Annotated in this window: 20 protein-coding genes and 1 pseudogene; 12 read left to right on the forward strand and 9 right to left on the reverse strand. The window is 71.1% G+C overall.

The annotated features are described in order from the left end of the window. From AB0G16_RS11950 to AB0G16_RS11965, 4 genes are all read right to left on the reverse strand, one after another. The coding region (locus AB0G16_RS11950) for a DUF6807 family protein (protein WP_362802680.1) at nucleotides 1-1,537 on the reverse strand (1,537 nt) is incomplete at its 3' end. Further along, the gene (locus AB0G16_RS11955; protein ID WP_362802683.1) at nucleotides 1,534-2,577 is read right to left on the reverse strand and encodes a mandelate racemase/muconate lactonizing enzyme family protein; all 1,044 of its coding nucleotides are present in this window, start codon (nucleotides 2,575-2,577) and stop codon (nucleotides 1,534-1,536) included. The genes AB0G16_RS11955 and AB0G16_RS11950, both read right to left, overlap by 4 nt. Beyond that, the gene (locus tag AB0G16_RS11960; RefSeq protein ID WP_362802686.1) at nucleotides 2,574-3,440 is read right to left on the reverse strand and encodes a 5-dehydro-4-deoxyglucarate dehydratase; all 867 of its coding nucleotides are present in this window, start codon (nucleotides 3,438-3,440) and stop codon (nucleotides 2,574-2,576) included. Before AB0G16_RS11960 ends, AB0G16_RS11955 begins: the two co-directional genes overlap by 4 nt. Nucleotides 3,441-3,454: 14 nt before the next feature. Then, the gene (locus AB0G16_RS11965; protein ID WP_362802689.1) at nucleotides 3,455-4,342 is read right to left on the reverse strand and encodes an NAD(P)-dependent oxidoreductase; all 888 of its coding nucleotides are present in this window, start codon (nucleotides 4,340-4,342) and stop codon (nucleotides 3,455-3,457) included. Between the two features lie 147 nt (nucleotides 4,343-4,489). Between AB0G16_RS11965 and AB0G16_RS11970 the strand changes: the two genes are divergently transcribed. Then, a complete protein-coding gene (locus AB0G16_RS11970; RefSeq protein WP_362802692.1) occupies nucleotides 4,490-5,452 on the forward strand; it encodes a LacI family DNA-binding transcriptional regulator in 963 nt (320 codons plus the stop codon). Between the two features lie 18 nt (nucleotides 5,453-5,470). On the opposite strand, the gene AB0G16_RS11975 is transcribed toward AB0G16_RS11970, so the two are convergent. Further along, entirely contained in the window at nucleotides 5,471-5,923 is a 453-nt protein-coding gene (locus tag AB0G16_RS11975) for a VOC family protein (RefSeq protein ID WP_362802695.1), read from the reverse strand. A gap of 21 nt (nucleotides 5,924-5,944) precedes the next feature. Here AB0G16_RS11975 and AB0G16_RS11980 point away from each other — a divergent pair, with 21 nt between their 5' ends. From AB0G16_RS11980 to AB0G16_RS12000, 5 genes are all read left to right on the forward strand, one after another. Then, the gene (locus AB0G16_RS11980) at nucleotides 5,945-6,565 is read left to right on the forward strand and encodes a CGNR zinc finger domain-containing protein (RefSeq protein WP_362802697.1); all 621 of its coding nucleotides are present in this window, start codon (nucleotides 5,945-5,947) and stop codon (nucleotides 6,563-6,565) included. A 391-nt stretch (nucleotides 6,566-6,956) separates the two neighbouring features. Further along, nucleotides 6,957-7,877: a sugar ABC transporter permease gene (locus tag AB0G16_RS11985; protein ID WP_362802747.1), complete on the forward strand. Its 921-nt coding sequence runs from the start codon at nucleotides 6,957-6,959 to the stop codon at nucleotides 7,875-7,877. Beyond that, a complete protein-coding gene (locus AB0G16_RS11990; protein ID WP_362802700.1) occupies nucleotides 7,861-8,721 on the forward strand; it encodes a carbohydrate ABC transporter permease in 861 nt (286 codons plus the stop codon). The genes AB0G16_RS11985 and AB0G16_RS11990 overlap by 17 nt, the downstream gene beginning before the upstream one ends. 60 nt (nucleotides 8,722-8,781) lie before the next feature. Further along, nucleotides 8,782-10,056 (forward strand): extracellular solute-binding protein, encoded by a 1,275-nt coding sequence (locus AB0G16_RS11995; RefSeq protein ID WP_362802703.1) that lies wholly within the window; start codon nucleotides 8,782-8,784, stop codon nucleotides 10,054-10,056. A 92-nt stretch (nucleotides 10,057-10,148) separates the two neighbouring features. Further along, a complete protein-coding gene (locus tag AB0G16_RS12000) occupies nucleotides 10,149-11,432 on the forward strand; it encodes a Gfo/Idh/MocA family oxidoreductase (RefSeq protein ID WP_362802706.1) in 1,284 nt (427 codons plus the stop codon). A gap of 85 nt (nucleotides 11,433-11,517) precedes the next feature. On the opposite strand, the gene AB0G16_RS12005 is transcribed toward AB0G16_RS12000, so the two are convergent. Continuing rightward, on the reverse strand, nucleotides 11,518-12,135 hold the full coding sequence (locus AB0G16_RS12005; protein ID WP_362802709.1) for a TetR/AcrR family transcriptional regulator: 618 nt from the start codon (nucleotides 12,133-12,135) through the stop codon (nucleotides 11,518-11,520). A gap of 41 nt (nucleotides 12,136-12,176) precedes the next feature. On the opposite strand from AB0G16_RS12005, the gene AB0G16_RS12010 reads away from it, so the two are divergent. Further along, complete coding sequence (locus AB0G16_RS12010; RefSeq protein ID WP_362802712.1) at nucleotides 12,177-13,349, forward strand: macrolide family glycosyltransferase; 1,173 nt, start codon at nucleotides 12,177-12,179, stop codon at nucleotides 13,347-13,349. 22 nt (nucleotides 13,350-13,371) lie between these two features. On the opposite strand, the gene AB0G16_RS12015 is transcribed toward AB0G16_RS12010, so the two are convergent. Beyond that, a complete protein-coding gene (locus AB0G16_RS12015; RefSeq protein ID WP_362802715.1) occupies nucleotides 13,372-14,109 on the reverse strand; it encodes an aspartate/glutamate racemase family protein in 738 nt (245 codons plus the stop codon). Between the two features lie 77 nt (nucleotides 14,110-14,186). Between AB0G16_RS12015 and AB0G16_RS12020 the strand changes: the two genes are divergently transcribed. Further along, nucleotides 14,187-15,077, forward strand: a complete 891-nt coding sequence (locus tag AB0G16_RS12020) for a LysR family transcriptional regulator (protein ID WP_362802718.1) — start codon at nucleotides 14,187-14,189, stop codon at nucleotides 15,075-15,077. Between the two features lie 156 nt (nucleotides 15,078-15,233). Here the strand turns inward: AB0G16_RS12020 and AB0G16_RS12025 are convergent, their stop codons facing one another. After that, entirely contained in the window at nucleotides 15,234-15,536 is a 303-nt protein-coding gene (locus tag AB0G16_RS12025) for a hypothetical protein (protein ID WP_362802721.1), read from the reverse strand. A gap of 333 nt (nucleotides 15,537-15,869) precedes the next feature. Between AB0G16_RS12025 and AB0G16_RS12030 the strand changes: the two genes are divergently transcribed. From AB0G16_RS12030 to AB0G16_RS12045, 4 genes are all read left to right on the forward strand, one after another. Then, a complete protein-coding gene (locus AB0G16_RS12030) occupies nucleotides 15,870-16,220 on the forward strand; it encodes a spore germination protein GerW family protein (protein ID WP_362802724.1) in 351 nt (116 codons plus the stop codon). A 266-nt stretch (nucleotides 16,221-16,486) separates the two neighbouring features. Further along, the gene (locus tag AB0G16_RS12035) at nucleotides 16,487-18,037 is read left to right on the forward strand and encodes an alpha/beta fold hydrolase (protein WP_362802727.1); all 1,551 of its coding nucleotides are present in this window, start codon (nucleotides 16,487-16,489) and stop codon (nucleotides 18,035-18,037) included. Nucleotides 18,038-18,165: 128 nt separating this feature from the next. Continuing rightward, nucleotides 18,166-18,984 carry a PIG-L family deacetylase gene (locus tag AB0G16_RS12040; RefSeq protein ID WP_362802730.1) on the forward strand — a complete coding sequence of 273 codons (819 nt, stop codon included), beginning with the start codon at nucleotides 18,166-18,168 and terminating at the stop codon, nucleotides 18,982-18,984. Between the two features lie 182 nt (nucleotides 18,985-19,166). Continuing rightward, nucleotides 19,167-19,376, forward strand: a complete 210-nt coding sequence (locus tag AB0G16_RS12045) for a hypothetical protein (RefSeq protein WP_362802733.1) — start codon at nucleotides 19,167-19,169, stop codon at nucleotides 19,374-19,376. 19 nt (nucleotides 19,377-19,395) lie between these two features. Here the strand turns inward: AB0G16_RS12045 and AB0G16_RS12050 are convergent. Then, nucleotides 19,396-20,424, reverse strand: a pseudogene (locus AB0G16_RS12050) (IS5 family transposase). Nucleotides 20,425-20,523 lie beyond the last annotated feature (99 nt).

Consider the following 20,523-nt stretch of genomic DNA (forward strand, 5'->3'; position numbering starts at 1 on the left):
CGTCACCGCCGCCGCCGGCGCCGTTGACGGGGCGCAGCGAGCGCCGCCGCTGCCTCCCGTGGTTGGGGAGGATCACCGGCCCGGTGCCGGGCACGTAGGTGGAGCCGCCCCAGAAGTTGACGCCGTTGACGTCGGAGATCGCCACCCCCGCCCCGAAGTGGTGGACGTGGTCGGCGGGCTGGGTCTCGGTCACGACCGTCCCCGCCAGCGTCCGGACCGGATGAAGGTGCGGCCGGGGCGCGTCCGTCGCCCGCAGGTCGCCCCGCCGGACGTAGGTCGCGACCTCCCGCGCCCCGGCGCGCAGCAGCGACTCGGGCCATACCGCCGGTGCCGCCGCTGCCGCCGCTGCCGCCGCTGCCGCCGGTGTCTTCGGTGTCTTCGGTGTCGCCGGCGCGGCCGACGTGACCGGCGTCGGCGGCGCGGCCGACGTGACCGGCGCCGGCGGGGCGGTGGGCGTGGCCGCCGGGGAGCCGGCGTCGCCGGGGAAGCCGAGCTCCGACAGGGTCCTCAGCTCCGCCGCCGCGCGCACGGCCAGCTCCTCGATGCCCGGCAGCACCAGCCGGGACGGCTCCGTACGGAAACCGCCGACGGGCAGCGGGTCGGGGGCGCGCCGGATCTCGTCGAGCAGCCGGGTGAAGCCGCCGGTCCGCTCCAGCGGCACCAGCAGCTCCGCCCCCTCCCTGACGTGCGCCAGGAGGTTGGACAGCAGGTCGGTCCGGTCGAAACCGGTGCGCACCCCGTCCACCTCGACCTCGTCGAGGGTGTAGAAGAGCAGGGCCGAGCGGGTCTCGCCGTGCAGGTGCAGGTAGGGCTCGGTCCGGCGTCCGCCGCACAGGCTCACGGTGATCGCGATGACGGTGCCGTCGGAGAGGCGGAGCCGGGCGCTGGAGGTGTCGTCGGAGGAGATCGCGTTGGCGCGGTACAGCTCCAGCTCGATCCCCTCCACCGAGGAGACCGCGTCGGCGCCGGCGACGGCCAGCGCGGTGGCCACCGCGTGCGCGAACGGATTGGTCAGGGCGCCGTCCATGACGTCCACGCCGTCCAGCTTGCGCCGTCCCGCCCAGGGGGCGCGCGTGTAGTAGGAGAACGGGCGCGTCCAGGACCCGGCGACGCCGATGGCGCGGATCGGCTCGCCCAGCAGCCCGGCCGCCGCACCGACGGCGGCCGAGCCGAGCGACTGGAAGCCGACCTGGCAGGCCAGCCCCGTCTCGGCCACGGCGGCGGAGATCTGCTCGAACTCCTCCACCGACGGCGTGGGGGGCTTCTCCAGCAGCACGTGCGCCCCGGCCCGCAGGGCGGCGACGGCCAGGGGGGCGTGGGTGTGGATCGGCGTCGCGATCACCGCCACCTCCGCCCCGGTCTCGGCGATCAGCGCCGCCAGGTCCGCCGACCACGGCACGTCGAGGCCGTCGGCCGGCCGCGTGTCGCAGACGCCGGCGAGCTCCGCCCCGCCGGTCGCGGCCAGCCGCCGCACGTTCTCCACGTGGTTGCGCCCGTGGCCGTGGATCCCGGCGACCACCACGCGCACCGGCTTCACGGCGCCCACCTCGTCGGGGCGCCGGTCGCCCGCAGCTCGGCCCCGGTGATCTCCACCGGGAACGGGGCGGCGAGCAGGCCGAGGTCGGCCAGCGCGGCGTCCTCCACCCGCTCCACCATCGCGGGATGGTGCAGCGCCAGGGCGAGCTGCCCCGACAGCTCGGTGAGCAGGTGCGGGTACACCGGCACGCCGAAGACGCGGGCGAGCTCGGCGATCCGCAGGAACGGGGTGATCCCGCCGACCCGTACCAGGTTCGGCTGGACGACGTCGCAGGCGCCCGCCGTCAGCAGGTCGCGGAACCCGTGGACGGTGGCGACGTTCTCACCGACCGCGACCGGGACGCCGACGCTCCGCCGCAGCTCCACCTGACCGGGCAGGTCGTCGGCGGGCAGCGGCTCCTCGATCCAGAACAGGTCGTACCGCTCCAGGGCCCGCAGCGCGACGCGGGCCCGGTGCAGGTCCCACCGCTGGTTGGCGTCGACCATCAGCAGCCGGTCCGGCCCGATCACCTCGCGGACCGCCGCCACCCGCTCGACGTCCTCGGTCAGGGAAGGCCGCCCGACCTTCATCTTGACCGCGGTGAACCCGGCGGCGACCCACCGTCCGGCCTGCGCGCGCAACTCCTCCAGGGTGTAGTGAAGGTTGACGCCGCTGCCGTAGACGGGGACGCTCTCGCGCCGCGCGCCGAGGATCTCGACCAGCGGCCGCTCGCCGCAGCGCAGGTCCCACAGCGCGAGATCCACCCCGGACAGGGCGATCGGGACGATCCCGGACCGCCCCGCCTCGGACAGGTGGGCCGAGAGCCGGTCCCACACGAGTTCCGGGTGCGCCGGAAGGCCGATCACCGCGTCGCGGACGTCGTGCTCCAGCAGCGCCTTGACCGCCTGGGCGCCGATCTGCGGCGTCCAGGCCAGCCCGGTGCCGCGCCGCCCGTCGTCCAGCGTGACCGTGACGAGCAGCGCGTGGTTGAAGGGCACGTCCGCGCCCCAGGGCCGGGCCAGGGGCGCCGACCGCAGCGTGACCGCCAGATCCTTGATCACGAGGCCACCAGGGCGAGGCCCGAGGCGATCAGCGCCTCCAGTTCGGCCTCGTGCTCGGGCGTCACCGGCACCAGCGGCGGCCGGACCGGGCCGGCGTCCAGCCCGCGCAGCCGCACCCCGGCCTTGACCAGCGACACCGCGTACCCCGGCACCTTGGAGCGCAGCCGCACCAGCGGGGCGTAGAACTCGGCGATCAGCCGCTCGTCGCCGTGCAGGTAGGCGTTGGCGATCTCGGGCGCGAAGCAGAACACCGCGCTGGAGTACAGGCCGACGCCGAGCGCGCGGTAGGCGGGCTGGGTCAGCTCGGCGGTCGGCAGCCCGTTGAAGAACAGGAAGTCCGGGCGCGCCTCCCGCACGGCCAGCACGATCCGCTGCATCCGGTCGATGTCGCCAAGACCGTCCTTGAGGCCGATGACACCGGGGATCGCGGCCAGCTCGACCGCGGCCTCCGGCTCCAGGGCGATCGGCCCGCGCTGGTAGATGATCACCGGCAGCTCGGCGGCGATCGCCCGCACGTACTCGGGGAAGCCGGGGCCCTGCACGAGGTAGGGCGGCATGAGCAGCAGTCCGTCGGCGCCGGCCTCGCGGGCGGCCCGCGCCTGGGAGAGCGCCGCGCCGAGCGGCCCGCCGGCCCCGGCGAACACCGGGACGGCCCCGGACGCCGCCTTGACGGCCACCCGGACGACCTCGGCGTGCTCGGCCTCCGACAGGGCGGTGAACTCGCCGGTCCCGCAGGCGGCGAACACGCCGCCGGGCCGGTGCTCCAGTCCCCGCCGGACGTGGTCGGCCAGCACGCCGGGCGCGAGCTCGCCGTCCGCGCCGAAGGGGGTCACGGGGAAGAACAGGACGCCATCGAGATTCATGATCGGGCTTTCCTTCAGGAGAGTTCGGTGCGCCAGCTGCGCTTGGCGGTCCAGCCGAGCAGCCGCTCGGCCTTGGCGGAGGAGAAGGCGGGGCAGGTGCCGGTCAGGTGGGTGGCGAACGCCTTCGTCTCCGGCATGACGGCGGGCAGCGCCTCGGCCAGCGGCTCGCGCGCCAGGGCGTCGGCGGCGCCCGCGAAGAAGACCTCGCCGTTCGTCTCCAGCAGGGGGAGCCTGGCCATCAGCGTGTCGACGAAGTCGCCGGCGTCCCGGGCGTCGAGGTAGTTGAACAGGGAGACCCCGCCGATCTCGGGACGGTCCAGCCGCTCGACGATCGTGTGCCCGGACTGGGTGGGCGCGCCCTCCCACTCCTCGGGCGCGACGACGAAGCAGGGGCGGAACGCCGCCATCCGGGTCGTCTCACTGGAGCGCGCGAACGCCTGCATGGTCTGCTCGGCCACGAGCTTCGACAGGTTGTAGGCGTTCCAGGGCCGGGCCGGATGCTCCTCGTCGAGCGGCAGGTAGGCCGGGGTCCACCCGCCCGGCGCGCCGTACCCGATCACCGTGGGGCTGCTGGCCACGACGAGCTTCTCCACCCCGAGGGCGACCGAGGCCGCGCAGACGTTGAAGGCGAGCTGGGTGTTGACGCGGAACGTGGTGGCCTCGGAGCGGCTGAACGGCACCGCGATGGCCGCCAGGTGGACCACCGCCTCGGGCCGGAAGTGGGCGAGGACCGAGTGGGTCTCACCCAGGTCGGTGAGATCGGCCGGGAGGGTGGAGGCGGCCTCGCGCGGGGTTCCCGGCGCGCTGTCCACGCCGATGACCTCGTGTCCGGCCGCCGCGAGCGAGGTGACCACGCTGCGGCCGAGCCGGCCCGCGCTACCGGTGACGAGCACTCTGCTCACCGTGGGGGCTCCTTCGGAAGACTGCAATCAGTTGCAGTAAACAATCGCGCCAGCCGGGACAATACGTCAAGTGAGCGGGCTTAACCACCGACAACCGGTCTCAGGATGCTTAACCCATCTGCAAACGGTTGCGTTAGGGTGTGCGGCATGTCAGTGACCATCCGGGACGTCGCCCATGCCTCAGGTGTCCATGTGTCAACGGTTTCCCGGACCTTCTCGGCGCCCCATCTGGTGAACGCCGAGACCCGGACCCGGGTGCTCGCGGTCGCCGAGGAGCTCGACTACCGGCCCAACCGGGCGGCCCGCTCGCTCAAGACGGGCCGCACCAACAACGTCGGGCTGATCGTGCCCGATCTGGCCAACCCGTTCTTCTCGTCGTTGATCAAGGCCGCGCAGGCCGCGGCCCGCCGCCAGGACTACCACCTGTTCGTGGCCGACACCGGCGAGAGTCCCTCCGAGGAGGAGGAGCTCATCCTGGCCTTCTCCAAGCAGGTCGACGGCATCGTGCTCTGCAGCCCGCGCCTGTCCAACAAGGCCCTGGAGAAGCTCTCGGAGAGCGTCTCGTTCGTGCTGGTCAACCGGCTCATCCGCGGACTGACCACGGTCGTGATGGACGTCGCCCACGGCGCCCGCGTCGCCATGGAGCACCTGGCGGAGCTCGGCCACCGGCGCGTCGCCCTGGTGACGGGGCCGGCCGGTTCGTGGACCAGCGGCGAGATCCGCAGGGCGGTCGCGGAGGTCTCCGGTCTCGACGTGGTCGTCATCGGCCCGAACCCTCCCACCGAGGAGGGGGGCGTCGCCGCCGCGGCCGGGATCGTCGAGGCGGGGGTGACCGGGGTGCTCGCCTACAACGACCTCGTCGCCATCGGCCTCATCGAGGGACTGGAGGCCCTCGGCGTCGGCGTGCCCGGCGACGTGAGCGTGATCGGCTTCGACGACAGCACCACCGGGCGGCTGTACCGCCCCAAGCTCACCACGGTCGCGATGCCCGCGAGCGCCGCCGGCCGGATGGCGGTCGACCTCCTCGTCCAGTCGATGAGCGCCGCGACCGTCCTGGAGACCCATCTGGTGGTCCGCGACTCCACCGCGCCGCCGAGGGGGAGCGCCTGAGCGGCGCTCCCCGCGCGTCTACGACGCGCAGAACTCGTTGCCCTCGGGGTCCCGCATGAGCCACCAGTGCCCGGCCGGGCCCTTGTCGAACTCCTGGACGCGGGTCGCCCCCAGACCCTCCAGCCGGTCCGCCAGCGCGTCGAGGCCGCCGGGCTCGGCGTGGACGTCGATGTGCAGGCGGTTCTTGCCCGACTTGCCTTCGGGCACGTCCTGGAAGAGCAGCCGCCGGCCCCGGCCGACGCCGCTGACCTCGTCGAACGGATCCTCGGGGTGGCGGATCGCGGCGTAACCGCGGAAGATCCTGCGCCCGCGATGCTCGGCGACCGCCTCCTCGCCGAGGTGGCCGGCGGCCAGCAGCCGCTCGACGAGCACGCTCGGGTCCTCCACCTCGTAGCCCAGGGCCTCGGCCCAGAAGTCCGCCAGGGCGGGCGCGTCCGCGCTGTCGATGACCAGCTTCCATGTCAGTGCCATGTAACCAGTTATATTGGTTACATGGACTCCCCGGCAACCAAGGGACTGACGCTGTACTCCCGCTCCGGCGTCGCCTACCGGTTCGATCCCGGCGCCCTGTGCCTGGAGTTGCTGACCACCGGCGGCCCCGGCCCCTACAGCCGCTACGAGGTCCTGCGCGAGCCCGCCGACCTGGCCGCCTGGGCGGAACGGTCGCGGCTGACGCCGACGCCCGTACTGGAGATCGGCGAGGCCGAGGTGGCGGACGCGCGGCGGCTGCGCGACGCGCTGTTCGGGACGGTCGCCGCCCGCATGCGCGGCGAGCCCTACCCGTCCGGCGACCTGGCGGTCGTCAACGAGGCGGCGGCCCTGCCGGCCCTGGCGCCCGCCCTGACGCCGGCCGGGGAGCGGCGGTGGGCCGGGACCCCCACCGGCACGCACCTGGTGGCCACCGTGGCGCGGGACGCCGTCGAGTTGCTGACCGGCCCCTTCGCGCACCGCGTCCGCACCTGCGCCGCCGGGAACTGCGACCTCGTCTACGTCGACACCTCGCGCCCCGGCCGCCGCCGCTGGTGCTCCATGGAGCACTGCGGCAACCTCAGCAAGGTGAGGGCGCTGCGCGCCCGCCACTCCGGAGAGGAACGGTCCTCCGGGCGGGAGTGACCGCGGGCCGCGGCACGCGACCGATTCGCGACCGATTCGCGACCGATTCGCGTCCGGGGGAGGGGCCTCTCGCCGGGGCGGTCACCAGGCGCTCTCCGCTCGGCGCCGTGGGGGGCGACCACGGTCCGTGACTGCAATCGGTTGTATTAACTCGTCTTGGAACGAGATTTTTCCATTCACCCTCTGGCGGCGTAAGGACACCCTGAGCTGGTATGACGCGAAAATCACGCGTTGCGGCCCGTGAGCCAGCTCACTGCAAAGGGTTGACGTCCCGGCTCGTAAAGCTATAGGAAAAGCGCTACCCATTCACCGACTCCCCGAAGGGCCAGTGATGACGCTGAGTCCCGCAACGGCGGGGAAGACCGAAGTGCCGGTCACGCCCCCCGAAAAGGTGGCTCCCCCCGACCATCGGCGCCTCAAGAGCTCCCGCAGCCGATCGCAGGCGTGGGCGGCCTACCTGTTCCTGGCCCCTTGGTTCATCGGCCTGTTCGCGATCACGCTCGGCCCGATGATCGCCTCGCTCTACCTGTCGTTCACCGACTACAGCATGCTGAGCGAGGCCCGCTGGGTCGGCTGGGCCAACTACGAGAAGATGTTCTTCGCCGACGAGCGGTTCATCACCTCGCTCCAGGTGACGACCACCTACGTCGTGGTGTCCGTCCCGCTGCAGCTGGCCTTCGCGCTGGCGCTGGCGCTCGTGCTGGACCGGGGGCTGCGCGGCCTGCCGTTCTACCGCTCGGTCTTCTACCTGCCCTCGCTGCTCGGAGGCAGCGTGGCGATCTCGATCCTCTGGCGGAAGATCTTCGGGACCGACGGCATCGTCAACTCGTTCCTCGGCCTGTTCGGCTACGAGGGCCAGGGCTGGGTGACGAGCCCCGACACCGCGCTGTGGACGCTGATCATCCTGCACGTCTGGACGTTCGGCGCCCCGATGGTCATCTTCCTGGCCGGGCTCCGCCAGATCCCGCAGAGCCTGTACGAGGCGGCCGCGGTCGACGGCGCCGGCAGGTGGCGGAAGTTCCGCTCGATCACCCTGCCGCTGCTCACGCCGATCATCTTCTTCAACCTGGTGCTGGAGGTGATCAAGTCGTTCCAGTCCTTCACCCAGTCGTTCATCGTCAGCGGCGGCAACGGCGGACCGGTCGACTCGACCCTCTTCTACACGCTCTACCTCTACATCAAGGGCTTCAAGAACTACGAGATGGGCTACGCGGCCGGCATGGCGTGGGTGCTGCTGCTCATCATCGCCGCCCTGACCGGTGTCAACTTCATCATGTCTCGATTCTGGGTTTTCTATGGCGACGACAAGTAAGCGCGTGCCGGTGCTCTTCCGGCCCGCCCCCCGCCTGGTCAGGCACGTACTGCTGATCGCCTTCGGGTTGTTCATGCTCTACCCGCTGCTCTGGATGATCTCCAGCTCGATCAAGCCCGAAGAGCTGATCTTCCGGGAGCCGGGGCTGATGCCGACCGAGGTCACCGGCGCCAACTACACCGAGGGGTGGGTCGCCCTCAAGCACACCTTCGGTTACTACCTCTGGAACTCGGCCGTCATCACGGTCCTGGCGGTCGTCGGCAACCTGCTCGCCTGCTCGCTCGCGGCGTACGCCTTCGCCCGGCTGGAGTTCCCGCTGAAGAAGGTGTGGTTCGCGATCATGCTCGGCTCGATCATGCTGCCGCACCACGTCACGGTCGTCCCGCAGTACATCATGTTCGCCAAGTTCGACTGGATCAACACGATCTGGCCGATCATCGCGCCGAAGTTCCTCGCCACCGACGCGTTCTTCATCTTCCTGATGGTCCAGTTCATCCGGACCCTTCCCCGGGAGCTGGACGAGGCGGCGGCGATCGACGGCGCGGGCCACTGGCGCACGTTCATCCGGGTGATCATGCCGCTGTGCGTCCCGGCGCTGGCGACCACCGCGATCTTCACCTTCATCTGGACCTGGAACGACTTCTTCACCCAGAACCTCTACCTGACCAACTCCGACAACCTCACCGTCCCCGTCGCGCTCCGGCAGTTCATGGACTCCAGCGGCGAGTCCTCCTGGGGCCCGCTGTTCGCGATGTCGATCATCTCCCTAGGGCCGATCTTCGGCTTCTTCCTGGCGGGCCAGAAGTACCTCGTCCGGGGCATGGCGACCACCGGTCTCAAGTAGTCCCCCCGTCCACCCACTCACACCCCCCGTCCTCCCCACCCCCATCACCTGAGGCGATTCATGAAGATCATCAAGGCGGCCACCGCCATCACCCTGCTCGCGATATCGGCCACCGCCTGCGGCAGCGGCAGCGGTGGCGGCGAGGCCGGCGAGTCCGGCGGCAAGACGAAGGTCGTCTTCTCGTACTGGGGCAGCGACGCCCGTCAGAAGCTGACGGAGACGGCCATCGCCGCGTTCGAGAAGAAGAACCCGACGATCGACATCGAAGGCGACTTCTCCGACTGGGACAGCTACTACGAGAAGCTCGCCACCAAGGCCGCGGCCGGTGACGCCCCCGATGTCATGTCCATCGAGATCCGCGGTCTCGCCGAGTACGCCGGCCGCGGCATCCTGGCCGACCTCACCGGCAAGGTGAACAGCACCGACCTCGACCAGGACGTGCTCAAGGCCGGACAGGTCGACGGCAAGCAGTTCGCCATCCCGACCGGCGTCAACACCTTCCCGATGATCGTCAACAAGGCGGCGGTGGAGAAGGCCGGCCAGAAGGTCCCGGACGACACCACCTGGACCTGGGACGACTACATCTCGATCTCCCAGAAGATCACCGAGAAGGGTGAGGGCAAGGTCTGGGGCACCGAGTACAACGAGAACCCCGCGTTCCTGCAGCTGTTCGCCGCCCAGCGCGGGGAGCAGTTCTACAAGGACGGCAAGATCGGCCTGTCGGAGCAGACCGTCAAGGACTGGTGGGCGCTCCTGCAGAAGATCATCTCCACCAAGGCGGGCCCGAGCGCCGCCCAGATGCTGGAGACCGGCACCAAGGTCGACCAGGCCATGCTCGCCACGAACACCAGCGCGTTCGGCAGCTGGTGGAGCAACCAGCTCACCGCGCTGGGCAAGGGCTCCGGCCAGGAGCTCGACCTGCTGCGGATGCCCAAGGCCGAGGGCGCGACCACCGCCGGCATGTTCCTCCAGCCGGCCATGTACTACACGGTCTCCGCCAAGACCGAGCAGGCCGACGCCGCCAACAAGTTCGTCGACTTCCTCGTCAACGACCCCGAGGCCGGCGGCATCCTGCTCAGCGACCGCGGCATGCCGACCAACGCCAAGGTCGTCACCGCCATCAAGGACAAGCTGACCCCGGCCGACCAGAAGGTGCTGGCCTTCATCGACTCGATCAAGAGCGAGCTGAGCCCGATCTCCGTCCCGCCGAAGGGCGCGATGGAGATGGAGGACATCCTCAAGCGCGCCACCGACTCGGTGCTGTTCGAGAAGGCCACCGCGGACGACGCGGCCAAGGCCTTCATCAACGAGGCCAACACCACCCTCACCAAGTAACGACCGTTCTCCGGACGCGGGCGACGTGCCGTACGGCTCACACCGAGCCGTACGGCACGGCCGTCTCCGCCAATCTCCTGATGGGGTTCCTGATGCGATACGCCTTCGTCGGACTCGGCCACCGGGTACAGCTGTACATCGACGCGCTGCTCGGTGACTGGAGCGACACCGGCGAGATCGTCGCCCTCTGCGACGTCAACCGGACCCGGATCGGCTACTACCTCGACCGGATCGGCCGCGACGTCCCGTCCTTCGCGCCGGACGAGTTCGACAAGATGCTCCAGCTCGCGGACGCCGTCGTGGTCGCCACCGTCGACGCCACCCACGCCCGTTACGTCGTCGCCGCGCTGGACGCGGGCAAGGACGTCATCGTGGAGAAGCCGCTGTGCACCACCGCCGAGGACTGCGCGGCCATCGTCGAGGCCGCCGAGCGGAGCAGCGGCCGGCTCGTCGTCACCTTCAACTACCGCTACTCGCCGCGCAACAGTGCCGTCCGCCGGCTGATCGCCGACGGGGCGATCGGCGACGTCACCTCCGTGCACTTCGAGTGGGTGCTGGACACCATCCACGGGGCCGACTACTTCCGCCGCTGGCACCGCGACAAGGCCAGCTCCGGCGGCCTGCTGGTGCACAAGTCCACCCACCACTTCGACCTGGTCAACTGGTGGCTGGACGACACCGCCGCCTCCGTCTACGCCCGCTCGGCGCTGCGGTTCTACGGGGCCGACAACGCCCGCGCCCGCGGCCTGGGCGACCGGCCGGAACGCGCCGCCGGCGCGCCCGAGCTCGGCACCGACCCCTACCTGCTGGACATCTCCGCCGACCCCCGGCTCAAGCGCCTCTACCTGGACGCCGAGCACGAGGACGGCTACATCCGCGACCAGGACGTGTTCGGCGACGGCGTGACGATCGAGGACAACATGGCCGTCCTCGTCGGCTACTCCCGCGGGGCGATCCTCACCTACTCCCTCAACGCCCACGGACCCTTCGAGGGCTACCGGGTGGCCTTCAACGGCACCGGGGGACGGCTGGAGCTGGAGGTCGTCGAGCGCGCCTGGACCCCGCCGCGGGCCGCGATCGACCCGACCGCCGCCGACAAGGCCCACGCCGCCGGCGCCTCCGAGCGGCTCGTCCTGCACCGGCACTGGAGCGAGCCGGAGGAGGTGGCCATCTCCTCGGGCGCCGGCGGTCACGGCGGCGGCGACGTCCTCATGCTGAACGACATCTTCCGCGGCGTGGGCGATGACCCCCTGCGCCGCCAGGCCGGTCACCGCGCCGGCGTCGCCGGCGTCATGGTCGGGGTGTCGGCCAACCTGTCCGCCGCGAGCGGCGCCCCCGTCCTGCTGGAGGACGAGGGGACCCGCCAGGCGCGCTGAGTCCGGCCGGGCTCGCGGCTCCGGTCGTCCCCGCCGGTGACCGAGGTCGCGGTCGGGCCGGGTTCGCCGGCCCGGCCGGGGACGCCTACCGGGCCGCCAGCCGGTCCAGGTGGTAGCGCACGCTCTCCATGGCCTGGCCGGGATCGCGCACGCCGAACATGATGTCGGAGGCCAGGCCCTCGATCATGGCGAGCAGTGTGATCGACTCGTGTCCGGCGTGCAGCTCGGGCCGTAGCTCGCCGTCCCGCTGGGCCTGCCCGATCAGCTCGGCGACGCGGTCGTGCAGCCAGTCGTTCCCCTCGCGCAGCGGCTCGGTCAGGTGGGGGGCGTCCGCGGCGCGGACGCCGAACGCCTGCAGGACGCGGCGCTCGGCCCGGCGGCGCGCGTCCAGGGGCAGCATCTCGGACGCCATCACCCGCAGGAAGGACCCCACGGAGATGGTCCCTCCGGTATCTCCGGTCCCGCCGAGGCCGGCGAACCCGGCCATGATCCGCGCGGTGACCTGCTCGCCCGTATGGGCGATCACGTGCTGGAGCAGCTCGTCCTTGCTGCGGAAGTAGTGCTGCACGGCTCCGAGCGAGATGCCCGCCTCCACGGCGATGTCGCGCAGCGTGGCGTGGTCCAGCCCGTGGCGGCCCGTGATGCGCAGCACGGCCTCGGCGATGTGCCGTCGCCGCTCGTCGTGGTCGACCTTCTTCGGCATGTCTTCCCCTATCCCATACGTGGGTATTAAAATACACGGGTATGGCATCCGTCGCGTTCTTCGCCCCCGCAGGCTCCGGGCATGTCAACCCCACGCTGGCTCTCGCCGCCGAGCTCGTACGGCGTGGTCACCGGGTCACCTACGCCACCACGGCGCTGTACGCCGAGCGCGTCGCCGAGACCGGCGCCGAGGTCGTCCCGATCACCTCCACCTGGGAGGGGCGCGACGACATCGAGATCCCGCAGATGCACGGCAAGGGGCTCGTCCGGGCCATGGGCCTGCTGCTCGACGAGACGAGGGCGATGCTCGCGCAGCTCAAGGGGGGCGAGCGCCCCGATCTGGTGGTCCACGACGGGCCGATGTGCTGGTGGGGCCGGATCCTGGCCGGTCGGTGGGGGGTCCGCGCGGTGGAGACCTGGCCCAACCTGGTCAGCAACGAGCACTGGTCGATGAACACCGAGTACACGACGTTCAACCCGCTGAGCCCCCGCTTCCTGCTCATGGTCGTGCGGCTGAGCCGCTTCCTGCGGGAGGAGGGATTCCGCGACGTGCAGGCGTTCATGCGGGGCGACGGGGCGGCGCTCAGGCTGGTGATGCTGCCGCGCGCCTTCCAGTACGCCGGCGAGACCTTCACCGACCGGTACGCCTTCGTCGGACCGGGCATCTCCGAGCGTGCCCACCAGGGCGGCTGGCAGCCCTCCGGTGATCTCCCGCTGGTGCTGGTCTCGCTGGGCACCGCCTACAACGACCGGCCCGGCTTCTACCGCACCGTGCTGCGCGCGGCGGCCGACCGGCCCTGGCAGGTCGTGCTGGCCGTGGGCGAGGTGGACCCGGGGACGCTGGGGCCGGTGCCCTCCAACGTGGAGGTGCACCGGCACGCGCCGCAACTGGCCGTGCTGCGGCACGCGCGGGCGTTCGTCACCCACGCCGGGATGGGCAGCACGATGGAGAGCCTGCACTTCGAGGTGCCGATGGTGGCGGTGCCTCAGATGGCCGAACAGCGGGCCAACGCCGACCGCATCGCCGAACTGGGCCTCGGCACGGTGCTGCCGCCGGACGGGGTCACCCCCGACGCGCTGTGGCGGGCCGTGGAGGACGTGGCAGGGGACGGGCGCGTTCGCGAGCGGCTGGCGTGGATGCGGCGGGAGATGGCCGCCGCGGGCGGGGTCCCGGCGGCGGCCGACGCGGTGGAGGAGATCCTCGGCCGCCGGTGACGCGCCCCGCGAGCCGCCGGCGTCACCGGCCCGTCGCGAGCGGGGACGCCGCCGCGCGGTCCGCACCGGGTGCCAGGGCCAGGTCGACCGCCCGCTCGACGTGGATCCTGGTGGAGTCGAAGACCGGGAGCGGGCTGTCGCCGGGGCCGATGAGCAGCGTGATCTCGGTGCAGCCGAGGATCACCCCCTGGGCGCCGCGGTCGGCGAGGGCGGAGATGACCCGCCGGTAGCTCGCGCGTGAGGCGTCCTCGATGCGGTTCATGGTGAGTTCCCGGTAGATGACGTCGTGGACCAGCGCGCGGTCGCTCTCGCCGGGGACGACCACCTCGAGGCCGTGGGCGCGCATGCGGTCGCGGTAGAAGTCCATCTCCATGGTGAAGCGGGTGCCCAGCAGCCCCACGGTGGTGATCCCCGCGGAGAGGATCCGGCTCGCCGTGGCGTCGACGATGTGCAGGAACGGCACGCCGATCTTTGCCTCGACGACGTCGGCCACCCGGTGCATGGTGTTGGTGCACAGCAGCACCATGTCGGCGCCTGCCCCCTCCAGGGTCCGGGCGGCCCGCGCGAGCGTCCGGCCCGCGGCGGCCCAGTCACCGGCCCGCTGCATGGCCTCGATCTCGGCGAAGTCGACGGTCAGCAGCAGGCTCCGGGCGCAGTGGTGGCCGCCGAGGCGGCGCCGGGTCTCCTCGTTCAGCAGGCGGTAGTACTCGGCGGACGATTCCCAGCTCATCCCGCCGATGAGGCCGATGGTTCGTGTCATGGACCCAAGCCTCGCGCACGGCCGACCTCATAGGTAGACGTGAAGATGTTGGCACCAACCCAAGAAATACTTATGCCGTGGATGCTCACCGACTGCTCGTCTTCCGGCAGATCGCCCGTTCGGGGTCGATCGCCGGAGCGGCCCGCGTCATGGGCTGGACCCAGCCCGCCGTCAGCCAGCACCTGCGCCACCTGGAACGGCAGGCCGGGCTGCCGCTCGTGCTGCGGCGTCCCCGGGGGGTCCGGCTCACCGAGGCCGGCCGGGCACTGCTCGTGCACGCCGACGCCCTCGCCACCCGTCTGCGCGCCGCGGCCGACGAGATGAACGCGCTGGCCCGCCTGGAGGGCGGCACCGTCAGGCTGGCCGCCTTCCCCTCGGCCGGGGCCACCGTCGTCCCGGCGGCGATGAGCCTGCTGGCCACGCGTCATCCCGCGCTGGACGTCCGGTTGCTGCAGGCCGAGCCGCCCGAGGCGCTGGAGCTGGTCACCGCCGGTGAGGCGGATCTGGCCGTGACCTTCGCCCACGACGGGCAGCCGTTCACCGTGCCTTCCGGGCTGGTGGGCGTTCCCGTGGGGCAGGACCCGGTGCGGCTGGTCCTGCCGAACGGGCACGCGCGGGCCGGGGCCGCCACCGTGGACCTGCGCGACCTGGCGTCCGACAGGTGGATCGCCGGCTGCGAGCGGTGCACCGCCCACCTGGAGCGGCTCTGCCTGGCCGCCGGTTTCACGCCGGACATCCGGCACGGCAGCGACGACTACGTGGTCGCCCAGTCGCTGATCGCCCGCGGTCTCGGGATCGGGATGCTTCCCCGGCTCGCGCTCGAGGCGTTCCACAACCCCGGTGTCACCGTCCGAGAGGTGCCCGGGCTGCGGCCCCGGACCCTCCATCTGGTCCACCACCGCGAGGCGGGCCGGATCCCCGCGGTCCGCGCCGCCGTACGGGCCGTGCGCGACGCGATCGCGCCGTGACGCCGCGGGACGGCCCCGCCCCGGTGTCATCCCCGGAACCCGTGACCCCCGCGGGGCCCTCCTGAAGGGCCTTGCGGGGGTCACGGGCACGGGGCTCAGGTGGCGGGCGGGAAGGCGCGCCGGCCGATCACGACGATCGTCCCGTCGCGCTTCCGTTCACCTCAGGCCGTGACGGGCGCGCAGCTCACGGCGCGTCCGGCGGCGGTCACGGCGGCGCTCCCCGCGGCGGAAACGCTGCCACTCGCGGCCCCCGTGGCCGTACCCGAACGCGTGGTAGGCGTATGCGGTGGCACTCCAGTGGCAGCCGCCCGTGCGGTGGCTCAGGGACGCGCTGTCGGCGGTGATCTCGTCCGGCAGCGTGCAGGGCCCGAACCGGTGGTCGTGGACGGGCACGCAGGTCACCATCGGCGCGTCGGCCATCCGCACCCACCAGGGCCGGGTCTTGTCGGTCTTGCTCATACGGTCACCTTTCGGCTCCGTGACACCCCGGGCTGGGGCTGTCACAAGACCGGGTGCACCGTGACCACCTCCGACTTCACACATGATGCGACAAGACCAAAAGCGACATTACCACTCAAAGAAATCGATTCCCACGCTACTGCGAGCCCGGGCCGCAGGGATACGCGGTACGGGCGACCGCCGGCCGGCGACCCGGACCCGCGGGGACGACGCGCGGCCACCGGCCGGTGACACGGATCCGGGGCGACGCGGGGGGTGCAATCACGCCGGGCACTTCCTACCCTTGTCTTCCGTCCCCGCGGCCACGGCCGCCAGCCCGACGAAAGGAAGCACATGGACGTCATCGGAATGATCGACAAGGTTCGCGATTCCGCCACGGTCACCCGCGTCTTCGGTGAGCCGATCACGCAGGACGGGGTGACCGTCATCCCCGTGGCCCGCGTCATCGGTGGCGGTGGCGGCGGCGACGGCAGACAGGAGGGCGGCGAGAACCCGAGCGAGGGTTCCGGCGCGGGGTTCGGCGCGGGCGCGGGCGGGGCCGGGGTCTTCGTCATCAGGGACGGCGAGGTCCGCTGGCAGCCCGCGATCGACTACAACAAGATCATTATAGGTGGGCAGATCGTGGCCGTCGTCGCGCTGCTCACCCTGCGCGCGTTCGCGCGCCCGCGTTCCCGCCGGCGATGACCGCCGAACCGCCGGCGCCTCCCGCCCGCCGTTCCTCCCCGCGCGGGTAGGCCGCCGGCGCGGCTCCCAGGTTCACCGCCGTCCGGGCGTCCGGTACGCGAAACGACGGACGGCGGTTCCCCGGTGGGGTACCACTATCCAAATCTCGCCAGATTTAGGGTTAAATAGACTGATAGTGCCATTCTTTCGCATTTATCTTTTCGCATTTGTGGTGATCCGCTACAGTCGCACGCTCCAACGGAGGATCGACTGGAGACTGGAGCGTTGTGCGAAGAAGAGCCTTGTGGTTCGCCGCCCTGCTGGCGACGGTGACGGTCTCATCCCTCTCACCCGTCTCCGCGGCGAGCGCGGAAGCCGGGGTCACGGCGACGCGGACCATCGCCTGGACGCCCTGCGAGGAGGAGCCCGCCGCGGAGTGCGGCACGCTGAGCGTGCCCGTCGACTGGTCGAAGCCGAACGGGACGAGGGTCGACATCGCCGTCGCGCGGCGGAAGGCCACGGATCCGGCCGCGCGGATCGGCTCGCTGGTGATCAACCCGGGTGGTCCGGGCGGGTCGGGGGTGGAGGCCGTGTACGGCGCCCCCGGCTCCTACACCGAGGAACTGCAGCGCCGGTTCGACATCGTCGGGTTCGACCCCCGGGGCGTGGGGCGCAGCAACCCGGTGATCTGCTCGGCGTCGGTGTACAACCGGATGCCGCACACCGTGATGAGGAGCCAGGCCGACTTCGAGGCCTGGGACGCGTTCACCAAGGAGCTGCACGCCGACTGCCGTGCCCGTACCGGTCCGCTGTACGACCACGTCGACTCCGCCGACGTCGCCCGCGACCTGGACGCGCTGCGCGCCGCCCTGGGTGAGGAGAAGCTCACCTACTACGGCATCTCGTACGGCACGCTGATCGGCCAGATGTACGCCGAGCTGTTCCCCGGCCGTGTCCGGGCCCTCGGGCTCGACAGCAACATGGACCACAGCCTCGGCGTCGCGGGCTTCCTGGCCACCGAGGCGCTCGCCGTCGAGGACGCGTTCGACCAGTTCGTCGGCTGGTGCGACCAGGACACGAGTTGCGTCCTGTACGGACGCGACGTCCGCGCGATCTGGAGGGGCCTGCTGGAGAGGGCGCGGCGCGGCGAGCTGAGGTACCCCAGCACGGGCCAGCCCATGACCGAGCTGCAGGTCGTCTACAACGCCGCGCTGGGCACCGAGGGACCGGCCTGGCGGCTGCTGGCCGAGCTGATCAACTGGCTGGACGGCGGGCCGACGCCGGAGTGGGTGCCCCCGCTGCCCGGCAGGCAGCCCGTGGAGGGTGACGTCGCGCATCTGCCGACCGTCGTCCTGTGCCAGGACTACAACCTCAAGGTGCGGAACTACGCGGAGTACGCCGCGCTCATGCGCGTCTCCAACCACCTCGCGCCCGACACGCGGTACCACCCGTACCCGATCGACGATCTGCCGATCTGCATGAACCACCCGACCACCAACGCGCCGCACGCGCTGCGGTACACGGGCGAGGCCCCGCTGCTGCTCGGGAACTCCCTGCACGACCCGGCCACCCCGTGGATCTGGTCCGCCAACGCGGCCCGTCAGCTCGGGCCCAAGGCCGTGCTGCTCACCTACGAGGGCTGGGGGCATCGCATCTACGGCAAGGACAAGTGCCAGACGGACATCTTCGACGAGTACCTGATCTCGCTGAAGGTGCCGCCGCGCGGCACGCGCTGCGCCGTGGGAACGGGCGAGGAGAGCCTGCTCAGGCAGGAGCGGACGCCGTCGCGGACGTGGCCGACCGGCTCGGACCACTGGGCGTCCTCGCCCGCCTCCTGATCACAGGGGCGGATCACCGCGGCCGGGCGTCCCGCCGCCCGCGGTGATCCGCCCGCCGCTCCGGACTGTCGGGAGGCCGCCGTAGAGTGGGCCGATTCGCAGCGCTTCCGAACGAACGGGTGGAGATCATGAGCGAAGAGCTGACCCTGATGGCCGTGCACGCCCATCCCGACGACGAGGTCCTCGGGACGGGCGGGATCCTCGCCCGGTACGCCGACGAGGGCATCCGCACCGTCCTGGTCACCTGCACGAACGGGGAGCAGGGGGACGCCCCCGGCGGGGCGAAGCCGGGGGAGCCGGGCCATGACGAGGCCGTGGTGAGCGCGTTGCGGCTGGAGGAGCTCCGCGCGTCCGCGGCCCACCTGGGGATCGGGCACGTGGAACTGCTCGGGTACCGCGACTCGGGCATGGACGGCTGGGACGGGAACAAGGCCGAGGACGCCTTCGCCAACGTCCCGGTGGAGCGGGCCGCCGCGCGGCTGGCCGAGTTGATGGAACGCTACCGCCCCCAGGTCGTGGTGACCTACGACGAGAACGGGGGCTACGGCCACCCCGACCACATCCAGGCGCACCGGATCGCCATGGCCGCGACCGAGGCCAGTGGGATTCCCGCGAAGCTGTACTACACCGCGGTGCCCCGCGAGCGGATCGGCGAGTTGTTCGAGCTTCTCCGCTCGGCCGGCGCCGATCCCGGGGAGCTCGAACTTCCCGACGACTTCGGTGTGCCCGAGGAGCAGATCACCGCGATGATCGACGTGACGCCCTACGTGGAGCGCAAGCGCAAGGCGCTGGAGGCGCACGCGAGCCAGGGGGACAGCATCTTCATGCTGCGCATGCCTCCCGAGGCCCAGCGGCAGACGCTGGGGACCGAGGGGTTCGTCCGCAGGGTCAACCGTGTTCCCGAAGCCGGCGAGCGGGAGGACGACCTCTTCGACGGCCTCAGGTAGGGCCGTCGCGTGAGGCGGCCGCCCGCCGATGCCGGCGCGCGAAATGGCGACGGGTACGGGCGCGCGCCGGAGGGATTTCCACAATAGGAAATATAAATGTCCTGATAAATGCGTGAAAGAACGGCGTCACGACGATAGAAATGACCCTACGGAGAAGGGCGTAGGGGAAAAAGGGAAATCTCGTGGACGTCCAACTGCTTCTGGGAGGGGCCGGGGTGGTGGCGCTCATGGCCGTGGGCGCGACCTATGAGGGGGGCCGGCGTTTGCGGGAACGGAGGTGGGAGGCGATGCCGGAGAGCCATCGGGTCGAACGGGTCAGGCGCATGCAGGAGGAACAGCAGGCGCGGAGGGTGTGGCAACGAAGACAGCAGGGCCGCTGGCGGGTCTACTAGGAGCTGTTAGAGGTTCGGATCATGTGTGTGAGGTGAGGATTTTCAGCCACATGATCGAGCCTCGGAGGTGGAGTCCGGCCTCGTAGCTTTCTGGGGTCTTGCGTAGCGGGTGGCCAATCCGCGCCAGGTCTTGATCTTCTGGAAACAGCGTTCGACGGTGTTGCGCTGCCGGTAGCGCTGCGGATCGAAGCCGACGGGTCGTCCGCCCGCTGAACCTCTCTTCTTGCGGTTGGCCTGCTGGTCGGTCTTCTCCGGGATGACCGCGGTGATCTTGCGGCGGCGCAGGTAGGAGCGGTTGGCCTTGGAGGAGTAGGCCTTGTCCGCGGCCACCGCGGCAGGGCGGGTCCGAGGTCGGCCGACCCGGCCGGGAATGCGGACCTTGTCCAGGACGGTGATGAACCACGGGCAGTCGCCGGCTTGGCCGGGGGTGAGCACGAAAGCCAGCGGCAGCCCGGCGGCATCGGCCGCAGCATGGACCTTGCTGCTCAGCTCGCCCCGGGATCGACCGAGCCCGGCAGCCTTCCTCCGGGCCTTTCGTCGTCACCGCATGGCGCCACGATCCGGCGCGGGCGACGCGTCCGCGCTGTCCGGCTGTCCTCGCTGGGTGTGACCTGCGGCGCATCACCCGCAGCACCGGCGGTTGCTCTGCCAGCGGAGCCCTCTTTTCCTCGGTCAGCGCCTGCTCCAGCGCATCCAGGGTCTCCCCGGCGACCGCCAGCCCGGCCGACTCCTGATGCGCCCGCACGATCGTGGAGTCCACGTTGACCACCTCCAGCCCGACCTGCCCGCGCAAGGCGGCCTCGGCGATCAGCGCGTCCATCAAATCCTGAAACACCCCGGCCTTGGCCCAGCCGTTGAACCGGGAGTAGAGCGTGGATCACCGCCCATACCGTTCCGGCACATCACGCCAGCCCGACCCGGTGCGAAACCGCCACAAGACCCCGTTGAACTGATCACGCACCCGCCGCGGCAGCGGCCCGGTAGCCGCCACCGGCAGATACGGCTCGATCAACGCCCACTCGGCATCGGTCACATCAAAACGCGCCACGTCCGAGTTCTACCAGCCACGACCAGCCCGCCACCGAGCCTCACCTAGTAGTACTTCGTTAGGTTGGTTCGGGTGGGTGGTGTTGTGGCCGTCCGGCGG

The organism is Streptosporangium sp. NPDC023615, from assembly GCF_040640155.1.
GTDB lineage: Bacteria > Actinomycetota > Actinomycetes > Streptosporangiales > Streptosporangiaceae > Streptosporangium.

What these genes read in the sequence shown, in the direction of transcription:
- AB0G16_RS11990 (WP_362802700.1), top strand. Translation starts at nt 7,861, where the DNA reads ATGGCGACGACAAGTAAGCGCGTGCCGGTGCTCTTCCGGCCCGCCCCC.
- AB0G16_RS12030 (WP_362802724.1), top strand. Translation starts at nt 15,870, where the DNA reads ATGGACGTCATCGGAATGATCGACAAGGTTCGCGATTCCGCCACGGTC.
- AB0G16_RS12000 (WP_362802706.1), top strand. Translation starts at nt 10,149, where the DNA reads ATGCGATACGCCTTCGTCGGACTCGGCCACCGGGTACAGCTGTACATC.
- AB0G16_RS12015 (WP_362802715.1), bottom strand. Translation starts at nt 14,109, where the DNA reads ATGACACGAACCATCGGCCTCATCGGCGGGATGAGCTGGGAATCGTCC.
- AB0G16_RS11970 (WP_362802692.1), top strand. Translation starts at nt 4,490, where the DNA reads ATGTCAGTGACCATCCGGGACGTCGCCCATGCCTCAGGTGTCCATGTG.
- AB0G16_RS11960 (WP_362802686.1), bottom strand. Translation starts at nt 3,440, where the DNA reads ATGAATCTCGATGGCGTCCTGTTCTTCCCCGTGACCCCCTTCGGCGCG.
- AB0G16_RS11980 (WP_362802697.1), top strand. Translation starts at nt 5,945, where the DNA reads ATGGACTCCCCGGCAACCAAGGGACTGACGCTGTACTCCCGCTCCGGC.
- AB0G16_RS12040 (WP_362802730.1), top strand. Translation starts at nt 18,166, where the DNA reads ATGAGCGAAGAGCTGACCCTGATGGCCGTGCACGCCCATCCCGACGAC.
- AB0G16_RS12010 (WP_362802712.1), top strand. Translation starts at nt 12,177, where the DNA reads ATGGCATCCGTCGCGTTCTTCGCCCCCGCAGGCTCCGGGCATGTCAAC.
- AB0G16_RS11995 (WP_362802703.1), top strand. Translation starts at nt 8,782, where the DNA reads ATGAAGATCATCAAGGCGGCCACCGCCATCACCCTGCTCGCGATATCG.
- AB0G16_RS12005 (WP_362802709.1), bottom strand. Translation starts at nt 12,135, where the DNA reads ATGCCGAAGAAGGTCGACCACGACGAGCGGCGACGGCACATCGCCGAG.
- AB0G16_RS11975 (WP_362802695.1), bottom strand. Translation starts at nt 5,923, where the DNA reads ATGGCACTGACATGGAAGCTGGTCATCGACAGCGCGGACGCGCCCGCC.
- AB0G16_RS12025 (WP_362802721.1), bottom strand. Translation starts at nt 15,536, where the DNA reads ATGAGCAAGACCGACAAGACCCGGCCCTGGTGGGTGCGGATGGCCGAC.